We start from the raw sequence: 16,029 nt of genomic DNA, 5'->3' as shown, positions 1-16,029 counted from the left end.
GCGGTGGCGCGTCGCAGCACCACCGGCGTCGAGCATTCGACGCCGTCGATGGGGGTGATCTGATTAGCGAACAATGTCGAAAGCGGTCCCGGGCCGCGAGAAGGAAATCGCCAGGATCTGCCGGTACGCCATGGCGTCCGAGTGGGTGTTGCGCGCCGGTGTCACGTAGTGGCGCATGTCGCGGTCGAGGAAGTAGGTGGTGTCGAGGATTTCCTGGTAGGTGGTCGACGCCAGTTGGTGCTCATGGATGTCGTACAGGCGGCTTTCGGCGCCGTCGACGTTGTTGCGCCCCCAGAAGTGCACGCCGCTGAACGGGTAGCCGTCGCAGTGGATGCCTTCCGGCGTGATCTCCAGTTGCTTGCCGGGCTTGATCTCGATGCGGATCTGGTGGATCTGGCACTGCCAGATCTCCTCGTGCAGCTCTTCCGGCAGCACGTTCTTGTAAACCTCGAAGTCGGTGTCGATCAGGCTGCGCATCACCGGCGAAGTGATGACTTCGTCGGAGAAGTCCTGGAAGTGCCGCACGACGCCGCCCACGTAACTGTTGTTGGCCTTGGACTGCACATAGGCGCGGTGCTCCAGCTGACGCAGTTCGCGGGTCTTGGGGTTGTACTCGAAGTCGCTGTAGCGACGGTAGCGCATGCCGGCGTCGGCCTGACCGTAATAACTGTCAGGTTCCATGTTTTCCCAACTTTTGGTCAGTCTGACGAAGTCGGCGAAATGACCGTAGAGATTGAAGTCACCACCCTGGACGTTGACATACTTGTCGCGCCGTAGCGATTCGCCCACTTCTCTGTTCAAAACGATCATTGCCAAATTCTCCGTTGCATTGAACGCCCTAATCTAGAGGGTGGAGAATTTGCGTCCATGAGAAAGAATTTCAGGCATTTGAAGCCCTGTTTGAAACGGCTTTTGAAGCACCTTCAAATGCAGTTTGAAGGGGTCGAAAGGCGTCTTTTTCGCCTTTTTCATCAAAAACGGGCCGAAAAAAAACCCCGAACCGGTCGGGGTTTTTTCCATGTCTGCAGCTTAAGCGATCATCAGAAGATGTTGATCGGGTAATCCACGAACACACGCAGTTCGTTGCCGCCGATGTTGTACTCGCTGGACTTCTGCGACACGCGCAGGATCGAGCTGCGCAGTTTCACGCTGAGGTCCTTGGCCGGACCGCTCTGCACGACGTACTTGAACTGGTTGAAGATTTCGCGCTCGGTGCCGCCTTCGCTGGTGGAGGTGGTGATGTTGTCGCCACGCACGTAAGCGAAGTTGTAGCTCAGGCCCGGCACGCCGAAGGCGCCGAAGTCCAGGCCGTAGCCCAGCTGCCAGCTGCGCTCGTCTTCAGCGTTGAAGTCCGACCAGTAGGAGTTGGCCAGGTAGATGGTGTTGCCGCCGTCGCCGATGCGGTTCTGGCCTTTCTGGTAGCCGCCGTAGGCGTAGCCCAGGTTGCTGTCGCCGGTGGAGCGCTGGTGCGCCACGGTGAACGAGTGGGGACCTGTGGCGAAGGTCGCCGCCAGGCTCCAGATCTTGTTGTCGTCGCCGGTGTAGCCGTTCTCGCGGACATAGGAGTTGTCCAGCTTGGTGCGGTAACCGTTGAAGTCCAGGGTCAGGGACTGATCCTTGTCGATCGGGAACACGTAGTTGGCGTTCACGTATTGCTTCTTCAGCACATCTTCGACGTCGGAAGCGTACAGCGCAGCCTTGAACTGTTCAGTGAACTGATAGCTGCCGCCCAACACGTTGATCGACTTCAGGCCACCGCTGTCACGGCCTTCGGCGCTCTTGCGCGATTCGGCGGTGAAACGGCCGGCGTTCAGCTCCAGGCCTTTGATCTCCTTGGAGGTGATCAGGGTACCGGTGTAGCTTTCCGGCAGCAGACGCGAGTTGTCGTAGTTCAGCACCGGCAGGGCCGGCATCTGGTCACCGTAGGTCAGCACGGTGTTGGACAGACGGAATTTCACCGCCGCGCCGCCCTTGGACAGGTCGTTGGCCGGGTCGCCGCTGTCGCCCTTCTTGAAGAAGTCGATGCCTTGGGCGCCGCTGCGTTTTTCGTTGCGCTCCAGGTTCAGCGCGTACAGGCCGAAGGCGTCCACACCCACACCGATGGTGCCTTGGGTGAAGCCGGACGAGAACGTACCGATGGCCGCTTGGCCCCACTCGGACTTGTCCTTGTTGCCGTCTTTGTAGTCACGATTGATGTAGGCGTTGCGCAGCAGCACTTTGAGGCTGCTGTCTTCAACAAAACCCTTGGACTCGGCCTGGTCGTTAGCCATGGCCTGAGTGGCGCTCAACATCCCCAATGCGATCAGACTGATCCGCTTGTTCAACATTTTGTTTTCCTTATTACGGGTTGAAACGCGCTGTGTCGAACGGCTGAAACGGCGCTATCGCACTCTTTTTTCATCCCGGAACAAAAAGGCCCGCCCACGGCAAAACCGTGTCGGGCCTTCTTATTGTTCTTGAGTCATGGCGGTTGGCCACAGGCGTTGGGCCGAATCGTAGCCGCGCCCTGAACAATGTGTCAATTTCAAGAATCGTCTGTAAATAGGCAAAAATCGTCTAAAAAACGTAATTTTTGCGATAGCGGCGTGCACATAAATGACAGCGCTCAGGGAATCCCGCGCGTCCTCAAGCGCAGCCGTCGAGCCCGCAGACCGGCAATGACGGTGACTCTGCTGCGTTCGGCAAGGACTCGCCCAGCCATTGGGCGAAGGCCTGCGGCTTGCCCAGCCAGGGGCCGATGTCGATCAGGGCGAACTGGCCGTCCTGCTCCAGCGCGAAGGTCGGGAAACCGTTGCCGTGGAGCGTCGCCAGCAGCGCGCGGCTTTCCTTTATGTGGCCACCGGTGTCGGCGGACGCGAAAGCAGCCCGGAAAGCGGCCGGATCGAAACCCAGCTCGGCCGCCAGTTCCATCAGCACGGCTTCATCGGCGATCCGCCGGCCTTCCACGTAGTGGGCGGTCTGCAGGCGTCCGAGCAGCACCAGGCCGCGTCCATCCAGTTGTTCGGCGGCCATCACGGCGGCGATCGGCGGCACGGAATCGAAGACCGCCGTATGGTCGCGCAGCAGCCCCTCGAAGTACGCCTCGCCGAACGGCTGGCCGGTGTACTCGGCGATGCGCCGGTCGTGGGGCATGACGTAATTGCGCAACTGCGGCGAGACGGCCTGGCGCTGGGCGCCGGTCATCATGCCGCCGCCGTGGGCAATCACCGGCAGCACTGTCTGCGCGGCCTGGACCAGCGGTTCGGCGCCGTAGCACCAGCCGCACAGCGGGTCGTAAATGTAGTGAAGGATCATCGGAAACTCCGGCATCAAAGGTGGGAAAAATCGATGGCGGCAGATTAGTGCTCCAGCGGTTGCCGAAAAACGCCGGAATCGCTTTCAGTCTGTTTCCTGAATCGGTCGAATGGCGCCATAACGGCTTTGTATCAGCGTTGAAATAAATTGAAACAATCAAACAAAGGAACTTTTAACGAATCATTAACGAAAGCAAATGCAAAGCATTACCATTCGCGCGTTCAGAATCCTCCACCCTTTCGGATGCGCTTTTCAATGCCTGCCCCGTTCCGTCTTACGCCCGTCACCCTCGGGCTTTCCGCCGTCCTGTCCTCCGGTTTCGCCTACTCCGCGACCGAATTGCCCGCCACCTCGATCAGCGCCGAGTCGCAGGTTGACGATCCACGCGTGAAAGTCAGCAGCACCGCGACCCGCACCGCCACGCCTGTGCGTTACGTGCCTCAGGCGATCGACTCGATCAAGACCTCCAACGTCGCCGACTACGGCACCAATGACCTGGGCGACGCGCTGAGCGGCATCCCCAACGTCAGCAACGGCGGCGACACCCGGTTCGACAGCCTGCGCATCCGCGGCTTCGACGCCAGCAACGACTTCTATCTGGACGGCATCCGCGACGACAGCCAGTACAAGCGCGACCTGCACAACATCGAACGCGTCGAAGTGCTCAAGGGCCCGGCCGCCGTGCTCTACGGCCGCGGCAGCCAGGGCGGGATCGTCAACCGGGTGAGCAAGGCGCCGGAAGCCGGACGCCGCTCGACCATCGAGGCCCAGGGCGGCAGCGAAGACCTGCGCAGCCTGTACGCCGACCTCAGCGCCGACCCGAGCGAAAACATCAGCCTGCGCCTGAACATGGGCAACATGGACGAAAACAGCTTCCGCGACGGCGTCAGCGGCAACCGCCAGCTGTTCGCCCCGTCGATGAGCTGGCAACTGACGCCGGACCTGAACTGGCTGGTGCAGTACGAATACAGCCGCTACAACCGCACGCCGGACCGCGGCATCCCGGGCATCGACGGACGCCCCGCCGACGTCGGCCGGGACACCACCTACGGCAACGACCACGACTTCATCGACGACAAGACGCAATCCCTGCGCTCGCGCCTGAGCTATGAACTGAGCGACAACTGGCAACTGCGCCACACCCTCGGCGTGTTCAAGCTCGACAGCGACTTCGACAACACCTACCTCACCGGCTTCGACAAGAAGACCAACAAGGTCACCCGCCAGCACTGGCAGCAGGATCTGACCACCCGCAACATCTACAACAACCTTGAGCTGGAGGGCGGCTTCGAGACGTTCGGCCTCGAGCACCGCCTGCTGACCGGGATCGAGACCGGCAGCCAGCGCCGCGACCCGACGCTGTACAACGCCGCCACTTCCGGGCGCGGCAGCTCGCCGGTGCCGGGCCTGGACCTGTACAGCCCCGACCGCGACCTGCGCCACACCGGGCGCATGCAGGTCTCCAGCAGCAGCCACACCGAGGTCGAAAGCCGCGCCGTGTACGTGCAGGACCAACTGCGCCTGAACGACCAATGGCAACTGCTGGCGGGCCTGCGCTACGACACCTTCGACATCGAGTCGACCAACAAGCTGCGCAACATTTCCGAAGACCGCGACAGCCACAGCACCAGCCCGCGTTTCGGCGTGGTCTGGACGCCTTTGCAGAACCACTCGTTCTACGCCTCGTGGACCAAGACCTTCTCGCCGGTCGGCGGCGGCCTGATCGGCATCACGCCGGGCGCGGCGGGCAACGGCAACGACCTGAGCCCGGAACTGACCAAGCAGAAGGAAATCGGGGTCAAGAGCGACTGGCTGGACGACCGCCTGAGCACCACCCTGGCGGTCTACGAGCTGGAACTCTACAACCGCCGCACCACCGACCCGAACGACCCGACCCTGACCGTGCTCAGCGGCCTGCAGCGCTCGCGCGGGATCGAGCTGACCGGCACCGGCAAGATCACCGGCAACTGGTACGTGCGCGGCGGCGTCGGCGTGCAGGACGCGACCATCGAGAAGGACAACAACGGCCTGGAAGGCAAGCGCGTGAACAACGTGGCCAAGCACAACGGCAGCCTGTTCCTGACCTGGAAACCGGAGCTTGGCTGGTACGCCGAAACCGGCCTGACCCTGGTCGGCCAGCGCTACGCCGACAACGCCAACACCACGGTGCTGCCGGGCTACGGCCGCTGGGACGCCCTGGCCGGCTACCGCCACAAGGACTGGGACGTGCGCGCGGCGCTGAACAACATCACCGACCGCGAGTACTACTCGTCGGCCACCAGTGCGTTCCAGATCCAGCCGGGTGCGCCGCGCAGCCTGGTGGTCACCGGCACGTACAGCTTCTGAGCATCGGGCCGCCGGTGTGCCCTTCGGGGCATTTCCGGCTGACCCGCCGCCATCGCCAGCAGGCTGGCTCCCACATTGTCTTGCGGTGACCATAGCTTTGCGGTCATCCCGCAACCCTGTGGGAGCCAGCCTGCTGGCGAAGGCGTCTTAAAGGACACCCCGGGGAAGCCCGCCCTTCCCGCAGGCAAAAAAAAGCGCCGCCCTCCCGGCAGCGCTCTCACCCATCCCTATGTCGTTCTTCTTATCCTTCCATCACATCCCACAACGCTTCCAGTTCCGCCTCGCTGAACAGGCCAGCGGGGTAACGCTCGATCATCATCCGGCGCGGATCAGGTTCCCTGATCTGACGCGTTCCATTGGACTTCAACCAGTGCGCGACAATCTGGAGCGACTCAGTGTTTACAGCCATGGGATGCAACGTCCGCTCGCTGATTACGTTCACTTCGGCGTTCATTTCAGCGCTCTCTCCCCGTTCGTGAGCGGCTAAGTTATCCAAGGTTTATGACAGAACCGTTGAGGTTCTCCCCCCTCCCTAGTGCCCCATGAGCGATACAAGAGCTATGCCAGATTCTGTAAATCTCCGACCGGCGGCCATAAAGAAACCCGCGGTCCTGACGGGCTGCGGGTTTCTCTTTGGGCGACGAGGCCGGATCGGGGCCTGAGCGATTCTCCAATCAACTCAAGCTGTTACATCCGCACTCACTCTTTGTGCGGGGCAGGCTGCTGCTGGGTAAGGCAGTGAATGTTACCGCCTCCCAGTAACAGTTCGCGGCCCGGCACCATCACCACCTCGTGCTGCGGGAACAGGTTCTGCAGGATCTCCTTGGCCGGGCCGTCCATCGGATCGTCGAAGCTCGGCGCGATGATGCCGCCGTTGACGATCAGGAAGTTCACGTAGGAGCCGGCCAGGCGCACGCTCGGGTTGCGCTCCTGGGTGCCGTCCACCGGGTCGACGCCGGCGCATTCCTCTTCGGTCGCGTACAGCGGCCCCGGGATCGGCATCTTGTGCACCGTGAACGGGCGGCCCTTGGCGTCGGTGCTGCTCTGCAGCACGTTCATCGCCGCCTGGCAGCGCGGGTAGTTCGGGTCCTGCGGATCGTCGGTCCAGGCCAGCAGCACTTCGCCCGGGCGCACATAGCAGCAGAAGTTATCCACATGGCCGTCGGTCTCGTCGTTGTACAGGCCGTCCGGCAGCCAGATGACCTTGTCCACCGACAGGTTGGCGCTGAGCACCGCTTCGATCTCTTCACGGCCCAGGTGCGGGTTGCGGTTGCGGTTGAGCAGGCACTCTTCGGTGGTGATCACGGTGCCTTCGCCGTCGACGTGGATCGAACCGCCTTCCAGCACGAAGCCCTCGGTGCGGTAGCGCGGGCTGCGCTCGATCTCGAGGATCTTGCCGCCGACCTGGGAATCACGGTTCCACGGCGAGTACAGGCCGCCGTCGAAGCCGCCCCAGGCGTTGAAGTCCCAGTTCACGCCGCGCACTTCGCCGCTGCCGTTGATCACGAAGGTCGGGCCGCTGTCGCGCACCCAGGCGTCATCGCTGGACATCTCGACCAGACGGATGTTCGGCACGTCGAGGCGGGCGCGGGCGTTCTCGTACTGGGCGGCGGACACCGCCACGGTCACCGGCTCGAAACGGGCGATGGCCTTGGCCACCGCCGCGTGGGCGGCCTGCGCGGGCTTGCCGCCCAGGCGCCAGTTGTCCGGACGCTCGGGCCAGATCATCCAGGTCTGGGTTTGCGGCGCCCATTCGGCCGGCATGTGGAAACCGTCGGCGCGGGGTGTGCTTTTCAGTGTGGTCATGGTGGTCTGGACTCCGGGAAACCTTCGGGAGAAAACACGGGCACCGGACCTACGCCGGAGCATTGGCGACTTTATAACCGATAAAAATCGGCATTAAAAGCCAAATGAATGCCATGTACCTTAAGGCTATGAAATTTAATCGATATTAATCGGACTGAACCCCTGTAGGAGCGAGCCTGCTCGCACCTACAGAGGACGGGGCTTCACAGTCCCTCGTCGAACACCTTCGACAGCATGTCGACGAAGAAGTCCACGCTCTGGCGCGAGGTGACCATCGGCGGCTTGATCTTGAGGATGTTCAGGTCATCGCCGGTCGGCTGCATGAAGATCCCCAGCTCCCGCAGCCGGTCGCACAGGCGCATGGTTTCCCCGGTCGCCGGCTCCAGGGTCTCGCGGTCGCGCACCAGCTCAAGCCCCAGGTAGAACCCGGAGCCGTGCACCGCGCCGACCAGCGGATACTTGTCGATCAGCGCCTCCAGCCGCGCCTTGAAATGCCCGCCGACCACCTGGGCGTTTTCCCAGAGCTTCTCTTGCTCCAGGACGTCCAGCACCGCCATGCCGATCTGGCAGCTCACCGGGCTGCCGCCGGCGGACGAGAAGAAATAGCCTTCGTTCTCCAGCGCTTCCGCGATCTCCCGGCGGGTGATCACCGCGCCCAACGGCTGGCCGTTGCCCATGCCCTTGGCCATGGTGATGATGTCCGGCACCACGCCCTGCTCTTCGAAGCCCCAGAAGAAATGGCCCATGCGCCCGTAGCCGACCTGCACTTCGTCGGCGATGCACACGCCGCCGCGGTCGCGCACCAATCCGTAGACGGTCTTCAGATAGCCCGGCGGCAACGAAATGCCCCCGGCGTTGCCGTAGACCGGCTCGCAGATGAACCCGGCCAGTTGCCGTTTCTGTTCGTCGAGGCGGGCCAATTGATGCTCGACGCTGCGCACGTAGTCCGGCGCCGAATCCGGCCCGCGGAACTCGCCGCGGTAAGTGTTCGGCGCCGTCACCGGGTGCACCCAGTCCGGGCGGCTTTCGAGGGCCCGCGGGTTGTCGGCGACGGAGGTCGACACCGCGTCCGCCCCCACCGTCCAGCCGTGATAGGCCTCCAGCACGCTGATCAGGTCGCGCCCGCCGCTGTAGGCCCATGCCAGGCGGATCGCCAGGTCGTTGGCCTCGCTGCCGCTGTTGACCAGGAACACCCGGTCCATGCCTTCCGGCGCCAGCTTCAGCAGCCGTTCGGAAAACTCGGCGACCGCCGCGTAGTTGAACCGCGAGTTGGTGTTGAGCAACGACCACTGGCGTCGGGCGACCTCGGCCATGCGCGGGTGGCCGTGGCCAAGCACGGCGACGTTGTTGAGCATGTCGAGGTAGGAGCGGCCCTGCATGTCGATCAGGTGGTTGCGCCAGCCGCGCTCGATGCGCGGCGGGTCGACGTAATAGTGCTTCTGGGTGCGGGCGAAACTCGCGTCGCGGCGCTCCAGCAGGGTCTTCGCGTCCAGTTCCGGCTCGGCGTCGCAGGCCAGCCCCAGCAGCGCCGCCGGCGATGGGCACAAGGCCTGCCAGGCCGGTGCGCGCGAAGGCGTGCAGAACAGCGGCGCCTCCAGTTGCGCGTCCCGCAGCAGCTGCACGGTCAAGGCGCCGCCGGCCGTTCCCAGCACCTGGCCTTTGACCAGTGCCGCACCGTTGTGCAGCGAAGAAGCCACCCCCCACAGGCGCACGCTCGCTTGCGGGCCGTCCAGACGCCACGAACCGTCCGCCGCCAGGTGGAGCGCACCGGCAAACGGCGCTTGCACCACCGAGCCTTCCGGCACGCGCAGTTCGACGTGCAGCGGGAAGGTGTCCGGCTCATCGGCGCAATCGGGCCGGGTGCGCGACAAGCGGTACTGCCCGTAACGGCTGGCCGCCAGCCCGTGCACGGCGGCGGCTTCATCCAGCAGGCGCTGATCGATGCCGGCCTGCTCCCAATTGCCGGCCTCGAAGTGCGGGCTCAGCACGCCAAGGTCGATCAGCGCGAACTCGCGCCCGACCAGGCCCGGCAGCAGCGGCGCAAAACCGTCGCCGCCGGCGGCCGGCAAGGCCTGCCCTGCCGCCGCGAGAATCGCAGCCTCCATCAGGGCGAACGGCACCGAGGTGGCGACCCGGAAAATCTCCCATTCATGGGCCAGGTTGTTGCGGCTGTAGGCGTTGCCGGGGTCGATGCTGACTTGCTGCTCGCCGCTGAGCACCAGCACCGCCGCCCGGGCCACGATCAGCGGCCACAGGGCCTGCAATTCTTCGGGCAGCAGCGGGTTGACCGCGTGGTAGGCCCGCACCGCCGGCAGGATCACGAACGGGTCGCCCTCGGCATGGTGCAGCAGCGCCGCGCAGGTCACCGACAGGTCGGTGATGCGCCAGGTGCGCACCAGGTCGCCGAAATCGATGACCCCCTGCAACTGCCACTGACGCCGGGCATCCCGCTGCCAGACCACATTGTCGTCGGTGATGTCCATGTGGATCGCCTGCACCGGCAAGCGCTCCAGCAACGGCTGCAACCGGTGTTGGGCCTGCGCCGCCGCATCGGCGATCAGCGCGCGCTGCGCTTCGTCGCCGATCACCGGCAACAAATGTTCGGTCAAGGCGCCAGCGTGCCGGGCATCCCACTGCAATGTGCGCTCAAGCCCCGGATGGTCGAACCCGGCCAGGGCCAGGTCCATCTCGCCGCAGAGCCGGCCGAAGCCGGCCACCACCTCGTGCCCCAGATGCCCGAACGCGGTCAGCGCCTGGCCTTCGATGTAATCGAGCAGCCGCACATGCATCGCCTCGCCGCCGACGTTCAGCGTCAAGAGGCCCTCGCCGTTGCGCGCCGGGATCACCCGGGGCACCGGCACGGCGCAGTGTTCGGCGAGGTACTTGAGGCCGGCGTGCTGGGCCTGCAGCTCCACCAGCGAGTAATCGCCGCGGCAGATCTTGAGCACGAACCGCCCGTGCCCGGCGTCGACCCGGAAGTTGAGGTCCTGCTGGCTGCCCAAGGGGTGCAGCACACCGCTCAGCCCGTAATGCTCCATCAACAGTTGCAGGGCCTGTTCCGCAGAGACCTGCGGGCTGGGCAGACTGGCGCGATGAATCAATGTGGCGAACGACATGGAACGACCCCCGGAATTTTATTAGGCGCCTATATCGCCACTGCTTCGGGCGATCTGCAACCCCCTCCGATCATCCCGTTGCGCGGCGGATCCGGCCCCGTCCGTGCTTCGGCACTCGCGCCGGCCGGCGCTTTGCGCAAGAATGTCGCCCATTCACACCTGTCACTGGAAACCCCCATGAATGTAATCACCACCGACCTGCCTGGTGTTCTGATCATCGAACCCAAGGTGTTTGGCGACGAACGCGGCTTCTTCTACGAAAGCTTCAATGCCAAGGCCTTCCAGGACGCGACCGGGCTGGACACGCAGTTTGTCCAGGACAACCATTCCCGCTCGCAGAAAGGTGTCTTGCGCGGCCTGCATTACCAGCTGGAAAACACCCAGGGCAAACTGGTCCGCGTCACCGTCGGCGAAGTGCTCGATGTGGCGGTGGACATCCGTCGCAGTTCGCCGCATTTCGGCAAGTGGGTGGCGGTGCGCCTGTCCGCCGACAACCATCGCCAGCTCTGGGTGCCGGAAGGCTTCGCCCACGGCTTCGTGGTGCTGAGCGAGTTCGCCGAATTCCTCTACAAGACCACCAACTACTACACGCCGTCGGCCGAGCGCAGCATTCGCTGGGACGATCCGGACCTGGGCATCGACTGGCAACTGGAGGAGGCTCCGAAGCTGTCCGCCAAGGATCAGGCCGGCGCCTTGCTCAAGGACGCCGACGTCTTTTCCTGAATCGCCGCGTGAATCTTCAGCGGCGCTGCGCCCCGGACAACCGGCGCGCAGACTGCCGCCGTCGGCCTAGGCATAATGCGCCTGTACCCAAAGGCGCACGATGCCCATGACTCCGACCCTCCCCCGCCGGCCCCGCTGGCGCAGCCTCGCCCTGCTGGCCCTGTGCCTGGCCCCGTTGCTGTGGCCGCTGGAGCATCTGGCCGAGCGTTATTACCGCAGCGAACTGGCCGGCCAGAACCGCCAGACGCTGGATCTCTACGTCGCCAACCTGCTGGGCACCCTGCACCGCTACGAAGTGCTGCCGCAGATCCTCGGTGACCTGCCGGCCCTGCGCGCCATGCTCGCGGCCCCCGACGACGGCGACACCCAGGCCAACGCCAACCGTCTGCTCAAGAACATCGCCGCCCAGACCGGCGCCGAAGTCATGTACCTGATGGACACCACCGGCAAGACCCTGGCCGCGTCGAACTGGGACAAGCACGACAGTTTCGTCGGCCGCAATTTCTCCTTCCGGCCCTATTTCAGCGAAGCCATGGCCGGGCACCTCGGACGCTTCTTCGGCCTGGGCACCACCTCGGCCAAGCGCGGCTACTTCTTCGCCGCCGCCGTGCGCGCGGGCGACAAGACCATCGGCGTGCTGGTGATCAAGGTCGACCTCGACCACACCGAAAGCCTCTGGGGCAAGACGCCCGAGCAGTTGCTGGTGACCGACCACAACGGCGTGGTCATTCTCACCTCGCGCCCGGAATGGCGCTTCCGCTCGACCCGGCCCCTGAGCGACAGCGAGCGCACGGCGATCACCGCGATCCAGCCCTACCCGACCCGCGATCCGCGCCCGCTGAACCTCAGCCCCACGGCGTGGCTGACCCAGACCCGGGAAATCACCGAAACCGGCTGGAGCGTCAGCATCCTCGCGCCGCGCACCCTGATCGACCGGCCCGTGCGCACCGTGGTGGCGATCGGCGGCGCCACGCTGCTGGTGGTGATGCTGCTGCTCGGGCTGATGATGCAGCGGCGCCGGCACTACCTGGAACGGATCGCGTTCGAAGGCAAGGCCCGGCGTGAGCTGGAGGGCCGGGTGGCCGAGCGCACCAGCGACCTCGAAGGGCTCAACCGGCGGCTCAAGCAGGAAGTGCTGGAGCGCGAGCACGCCCAGCAGGAACTGGTGCGGGCCCAGGACGACCTGGTGCAGGCCGGCAAGCTGTCGGCGCTGGGGACGATGTCGGCGAGCATCAGCCACGAGCTCAACCAGCCGCTGGCGGCGATCCGCAGCTACGCCGAGAACGCCGAGGTGCTGCTCGACCACCAGCGCACCGACGACGCCCGCGGCAACCTCAAGCTGATCAGCGAACTGACCGGGCGCATGGCCTCGATCATCGCCCACCTGCGCGCCTTCGCCCGCCGCGACCGCCACGCCCCGGAAAGCGTCGCCCTGCAGCCGGCGCTGGACGACGCCCTGGCGCTGCTGGCCAAGCGCCGAAGGAGCATGGACGTCGAACTGATCCGCGACCTGCCCGCCGCCACCTTGTGGGTGGAGGCCGGGGAAACCCGCCTGCGCCAGGTGCTCGGCAACCTGCTGGCCAACGCCCTCGACGCGCTGACCGAAAAGGGCCCGCCGCGCAAACTGTGGCTGAGTGCCGAATCCACCGGCGACGGCGTCAACCTGTACATTCGCGACAACGGCCCCGGCTTCTGCATGGAAGCCCTCGGCCGCGCCAGCGAGCCCTTCTACACCACCAAGACCCGCACCCAGGGCCTCGGCCTGGGGCTGGCGATCTGCGACACCCTGATGCGCGCCTTCGGCGGCGAACTGTCGTTCGCCAACCACAAGGAAGGCGGCGCCCTGATCACCCTGCGGCTGCGCGCCGGAGCGCCCGGCGTCAGCCTGCAACCGTCCGAGGACCGTAGCGCATGACCATCGACAACCGCATCCAGGTGCTGCTGATCGACGACGATCCGCACCTGCGCCAGGCCCTCGGCCAGACCCTGGACCTGGCCGGCCTGAAAGTCCTGTCGCTGTCAGAGGCCAACGGCCTGGCCACGCAACTGGAGCGCGACTGGCCGGGCGTGGTGGTCAGCGACATCCGCATGCCCGGCATGGACGGCCTGGAGCTGCTGACCGAACTGCACGCTCTGGATCCGGAACTGCCGGTGCTGCTGATCACCGGCCACGGCGACGTGCCGCTGGCAGTGCAGGCGATGCGCGCCGGTGCCTATGACTTCCTGGAAAAACCCTTCGCCAGCGACGCCCTGCTCGACAGCGTGCGCCGCGCCCTGGCCTTGCGCCGCCTGGTGCTGGACAACCGCAGCCTGCGGCTGGCGCTCAGCGACCGCAACGAGCTGAGCGCGCGGCTGGTTGGGCACTCGGCGCCGATGCTGCGCCTGCGCGAACAGATCGGCGCGCTGGCAGCGACCAAGGCCGACGTGCTGATCCTCGGCGAGACCGGCGCCGGCAAGGAAGTCGTCGCCCGTGCCCTGCACGACCTGTCGGGCCGGCGCAACGGCCCGTTCGTGGCGATCAACGCCGGCGCCCTGGCCGAGTCGGTGGTGGAAAGCGAACTGTTCGGCCATGAGCCCGGCGCCTTCACCGGCGCGCAGAAACGCCGGATCGGCAAGTTCGAGTTCGCCAACGGCGGCACGCTGTTCCTCGACGAAATCGAAAGCATGAGCCTGGACGTGCAGGTCAAGCTGCTGCGCATGCTGCAGGAACGGGTGGTCGAGCGCCTGGGCGGCAATCAGTTGATCCCGCTGGACATCCGCGTCATCGCCGCGACCAAGGAAGATTTGCGTCAGGCCGCCGATCAGGGGCGCTTCCGCGCCGACCTGTACTACCGCCTCAACGTCGCGCCGTTGCGCATTCCCCCGCTGCGCGAACGCGGCGAGGACGTGCTGGTGCTGTTCCAGCATTACGCCGACGAAGCCAGCGCCCGCCATGGCCTGCCTCCCCACGAGCTGCAACCGGCCCAGCGCGCCCTGTTGCTGCGCCATCCGTGGCCGGGCAATGTGCGCGAGCTGCAGAACGCGGCGGAACGCTTTGCCCTCGGACTGGAACTGGCGCTGGACAACTCGGAGACCGGCGGCCAGGGCAGCCCGACCGCCGGAGCGGTCGGCGCCGGCCTCAGCGAGCAAGTGGAAAACTTCGAGAAGTCGCTGATCGCCGCCGAACTGGCCCGCTCCCACAGCTCGGTGCGCAGCCTGGCCGAAGCCCTGGGCATCCCGCGCAAGACCCTCCACGACAAGCTGCGCAAGCACGGCCTGAACTTCGCCGACAGCGCCGGCCATTCCGAGGAATCCGAATGAACCGCCTTTCCGCCCACACGCTGCCGCAAGGGGATCGGGCATGAGCCACGACAGCCGCTACCTGGAATCCGTCCTCCATCACGACATCCCGCTGACCCGGGACATGGGCCTCAAGGTGCTCGACTGGCATGAGCGGCAATTGCGCCTGCACCTGCCGCTGGAGGCCAACGTCAACCACAAGAGCACCATGTTCGGCGGCAGCCTCTACTGCGGCGCGGTGCTGGCCGGTTGGGGCTGGCTGCACCTGCGGCTGAAAGAGGAAGGCATCGCCGACGGCCACATCGTGATCCAGGAAGGGCAGATCAGCTATCCCCTGCCGGTGACCGGCGACGCCATCGCCCTCTGCCCGGCGCCGGGTGCGGCGGTGTGGAAGAGGTTCCTGGCGATGTACCGGCGTTACGGGCGCGCACGGTTGACGCTGCACACGCGGATCGTCAATGCGGGGAGCGATGAGGACGCGGTGACCTTCACCGGCCAATACGTCCTGCATCGCTGAAGCCCCCTGTGGCGAGGGCGCTCGCTCCCGCTGGAGGCCGCAGGACTCCTGGCTTGGGGTCGCTGCGCAACCCGACGGGAGCAAGCTCCCTCGCCACAAAAGCCCCTCGCCCGTCAGGCGCGGGCCAGCTCCAGCAGTTTCGAGCGCCACGCCGCCTTCGCCGGCAGCGCCAGGAAGAATCCGTTGAGCAACGACTCCCGCGCCGGGTAACTGAAGGCTTCGCCGTTCAGGTCCAGCACCTCGCCGCCCGCCCCTTCCAGCACCCCTTGCGCCGCCGCCGTGTCCCACTGAGAGGTCGGCGCCAATCGCGGATAGCAGTCCGCCGCCCCTTCGGCCAGCAGGCAGAACTTCAGCGAACTGCCGATGTTCGCCAGTTGCAGCTCACCGAGGCTGGCGCTCAGCCCGTCCAGCAGCCGCTCCTGTTCCGGACTGGAATGCCGACGGCTGGCGACCACGGTGAACGCCTCGCCCGGCCCCGGCACATCGCGTACCCGGATCGCCTGCGGCGTGCCGCCCGTGTCGCCGCGCCAGGCACCGAACCCGGCGCCGCCGACGTAATAGCGCCCGCTGGTCGGCATCGACACCACGCCGAACACCACCCGGCCGTTCTCGATCAGGGCAATGTTGACGGTGAACTCTTCGCTGCCGCTGATGAACTCCTTGGTGCCGTCCAGCGGATCCACCAGCCACCAGCGCTGCCACCCGGCGCGCACGGCCTGGGGAATGTCGGCGTCCTCTTCGGACAGCACCGGAATGTCCGGCGCCAACGCCGCCAGGCCCGCCGCGATCACATGATGCGCAGCCAGATCCGCCGCGGTCACCGGCGAGTCGTCGGACTTGGCGGTGACCGCCACGCCGGCGCGCCAGAACGGCAGGATCGCCTCGCCTGCGCGCAAGGCCAGTTCGACCACCGGCGCCATCATCGGATGGGGAAGATTCATCGGGCTC

The 16,029-nt window shown here is 65.5% G+C and carries 13 protein-coding genes; 5 read left to right on the top strand and 8 right to left on the bottom strand.

Translation table 11 applies throughout. The features are described 5' to 3' along the window. Positions 1-63 precede the first annotated feature (63 nt). The 4 genes from ACIP0B_RS14210 to ACIP0B_RS14195 all read right to left on the bottom strand — a co-directional run bounded on the left by ACIP0B_RS14210 (position 64) and on the right by ACIP0B_RS14195 (position 3,294). The gene (locus tag ACIP0B_RS14210; protein ID WP_400832834.1) at positions 64-810 is read right to left on the bottom strand and encodes a 2OG-Fe dioxygenase family protein; all 747 of its coding nucleotides are present in this window, start codon (positions 808-810) and stop codon (positions 64-66) included. 33 nt (positions 811-843) lie between these two features. After that, entirely contained in the window at positions 844-1,020 is a 177-nt protein-coding gene (locus ACIP0B_RS14205; RefSeq protein ID WP_400832831.1) for a hypothetical protein, read from the bottom strand. Between the two features lie 20 nt (positions 1,021-1,040). After that, the gene (locus ACIP0B_RS14200) at positions 1,041-2,327 is read right to left on the bottom strand and encodes an OprD family porin (RefSeq protein WP_400832829.1); all 1,287 of its coding nucleotides are present in this window, start codon (positions 2,325-2,327) and stop codon (positions 1,041-1,043) included. A 298-nt stretch (positions 2,328-2,625) separates the two neighbouring features. Continuing rightward, positions 2,626-3,294 (bottom strand): DsbA family protein, encoded by a 669-nt coding sequence (locus ACIP0B_RS14195; protein WP_400832827.1) that lies wholly within the window; start codon positions 3,292-3,294, stop codon positions 2,626-2,628. Positions 3,295-3,549: 255 nt separating this feature from the next. On the opposite strand from ACIP0B_RS14195, the gene ACIP0B_RS14190 reads away from it, so the two are divergent. Continuing rightward, positions 3,550-5,640 carry a TonB-dependent receptor gene (locus tag ACIP0B_RS14190; protein ID WP_400832825.1) on the top strand — a complete coding sequence of 697 codons (2,091 nt, stop codon included), beginning with the start codon at positions 3,550-3,552 and terminating at the stop codon, positions 5,638-5,640. A 241-nt stretch (positions 5,641-5,881) separates the two neighbouring features. On the opposite strand, the gene ACIP0B_RS14185 is transcribed toward ACIP0B_RS14190, so the two are convergent. The 3 genes from ACIP0B_RS14185 to ACIP0B_RS14175 form a co-directional block, all read right to left on the bottom strand. Beyond that, positions 5,882-6,094, bottom strand: coding sequence for a hypothetical protein (locus ACIP0B_RS14185; RefSeq protein ID WP_085581914.1), 213 nt, complete (start codon positions 6,092-6,094; stop codon positions 5,882-5,884). 245 nt (positions 6,095-6,339) lie between these two features. Continuing rightward, positions 6,340-7,446 (bottom strand): agmatine deiminase, encoded by a 1,107-nt coding sequence (gene aguA / locus ACIP0B_RS14180; RefSeq protein WP_400832823.1) that lies wholly within the window; start codon positions 7,444-7,446, stop codon positions 6,340-6,342. A gap of 203 nt (positions 7,447-7,649) precedes the next feature. Further along, the gene (locus tag ACIP0B_RS14175) at positions 7,650-10,562 is read right to left on the bottom strand and encodes an aminotransferase (protein ID WP_400832820.1); all 2,913 of its coding nucleotides are present in this window, start codon (positions 10,560-10,562) and stop codon (positions 7,650-7,652) included. Positions 10,563-10,739: 177 nt separating this feature from the next. Between ACIP0B_RS14175 and rfbC the strand changes: the two genes are divergently transcribed. The 4 genes from rfbC (at position 10,740) to ACIP0B_RS14155 (ending at position 15,081) form a co-directional block, all read left to right on the top strand. After that, positions 10,740-11,285 (top strand): dTDP-4-dehydrorhamnose 3,5-epimerase, encoded by a 546-nt coding sequence (rfbC, locus tag ACIP0B_RS14170; protein ID WP_400832819.1) that lies wholly within the window; start codon positions 10,740-10,742, stop codon positions 11,283-11,285. Between the two features lie 106 nt (positions 11,286-11,391). Continuing rightward, the gene (locus ACIP0B_RS14165; protein WP_400832817.1) at positions 11,392-13,200 is read left to right on the top strand and encodes an ATP-binding protein; all 1,809 of its coding nucleotides are present in this window, start codon (positions 11,392-11,394) and stop codon (positions 13,198-13,200) included. Beyond that, positions 13,197-14,585 carry a sigma-54-dependent transcriptional regulator gene (locus ACIP0B_RS14160; protein ID WP_400832814.1) on the top strand — a complete coding sequence of 463 codons (1,389 nt, stop codon included), beginning with the start codon at positions 13,197-13,199 and terminating at the stop codon, positions 14,583-14,585. The genes ACIP0B_RS14165 and ACIP0B_RS14160 overlap by 4 nt, the downstream gene beginning before the upstream one ends. 40 nt (positions 14,586-14,625) lie before the next feature. Next, positions 14,626-15,081: a YiiD C-terminal domain-containing protein gene (locus ACIP0B_RS14155; protein ID WP_400832811.1), complete on the top strand. Its 456-nt coding sequence runs from the start codon at positions 14,626-14,628 to the stop codon at positions 15,079-15,081. 113 nt (positions 15,082-15,194) lie between these two features. Here the strand turns inward: ACIP0B_RS14155 and cysQ are convergent, their stop codons facing one another. Next, a complete protein-coding gene (cysQ, locus tag ACIP0B_RS14150) occupies positions 15,195-16,022 on the bottom strand; it encodes a 3'(2'),5'-bisphosphate nucleotidase CysQ (RefSeq protein WP_400832808.1) in 828 nt (275 codons plus the stop codon). Positions 16,023-16,029: the final 7 nt, after the last annotated feature.

Origin of the sequence: Pseudomonas sp. NPDC089534, assembly GCF_044749305.1 — a bacterium.
GTDB lineage: Bacteria > Pseudomonadota > Gammaproteobacteria > Pseudomonadales > Pseudomonadaceae > Aquipseudomonas > Aquipseudomonas ekonensis.
Note: the sequence above shows the minus strand (reverse complement) of the source record. Positions and strands in the feature narration are given on the sequence as shown.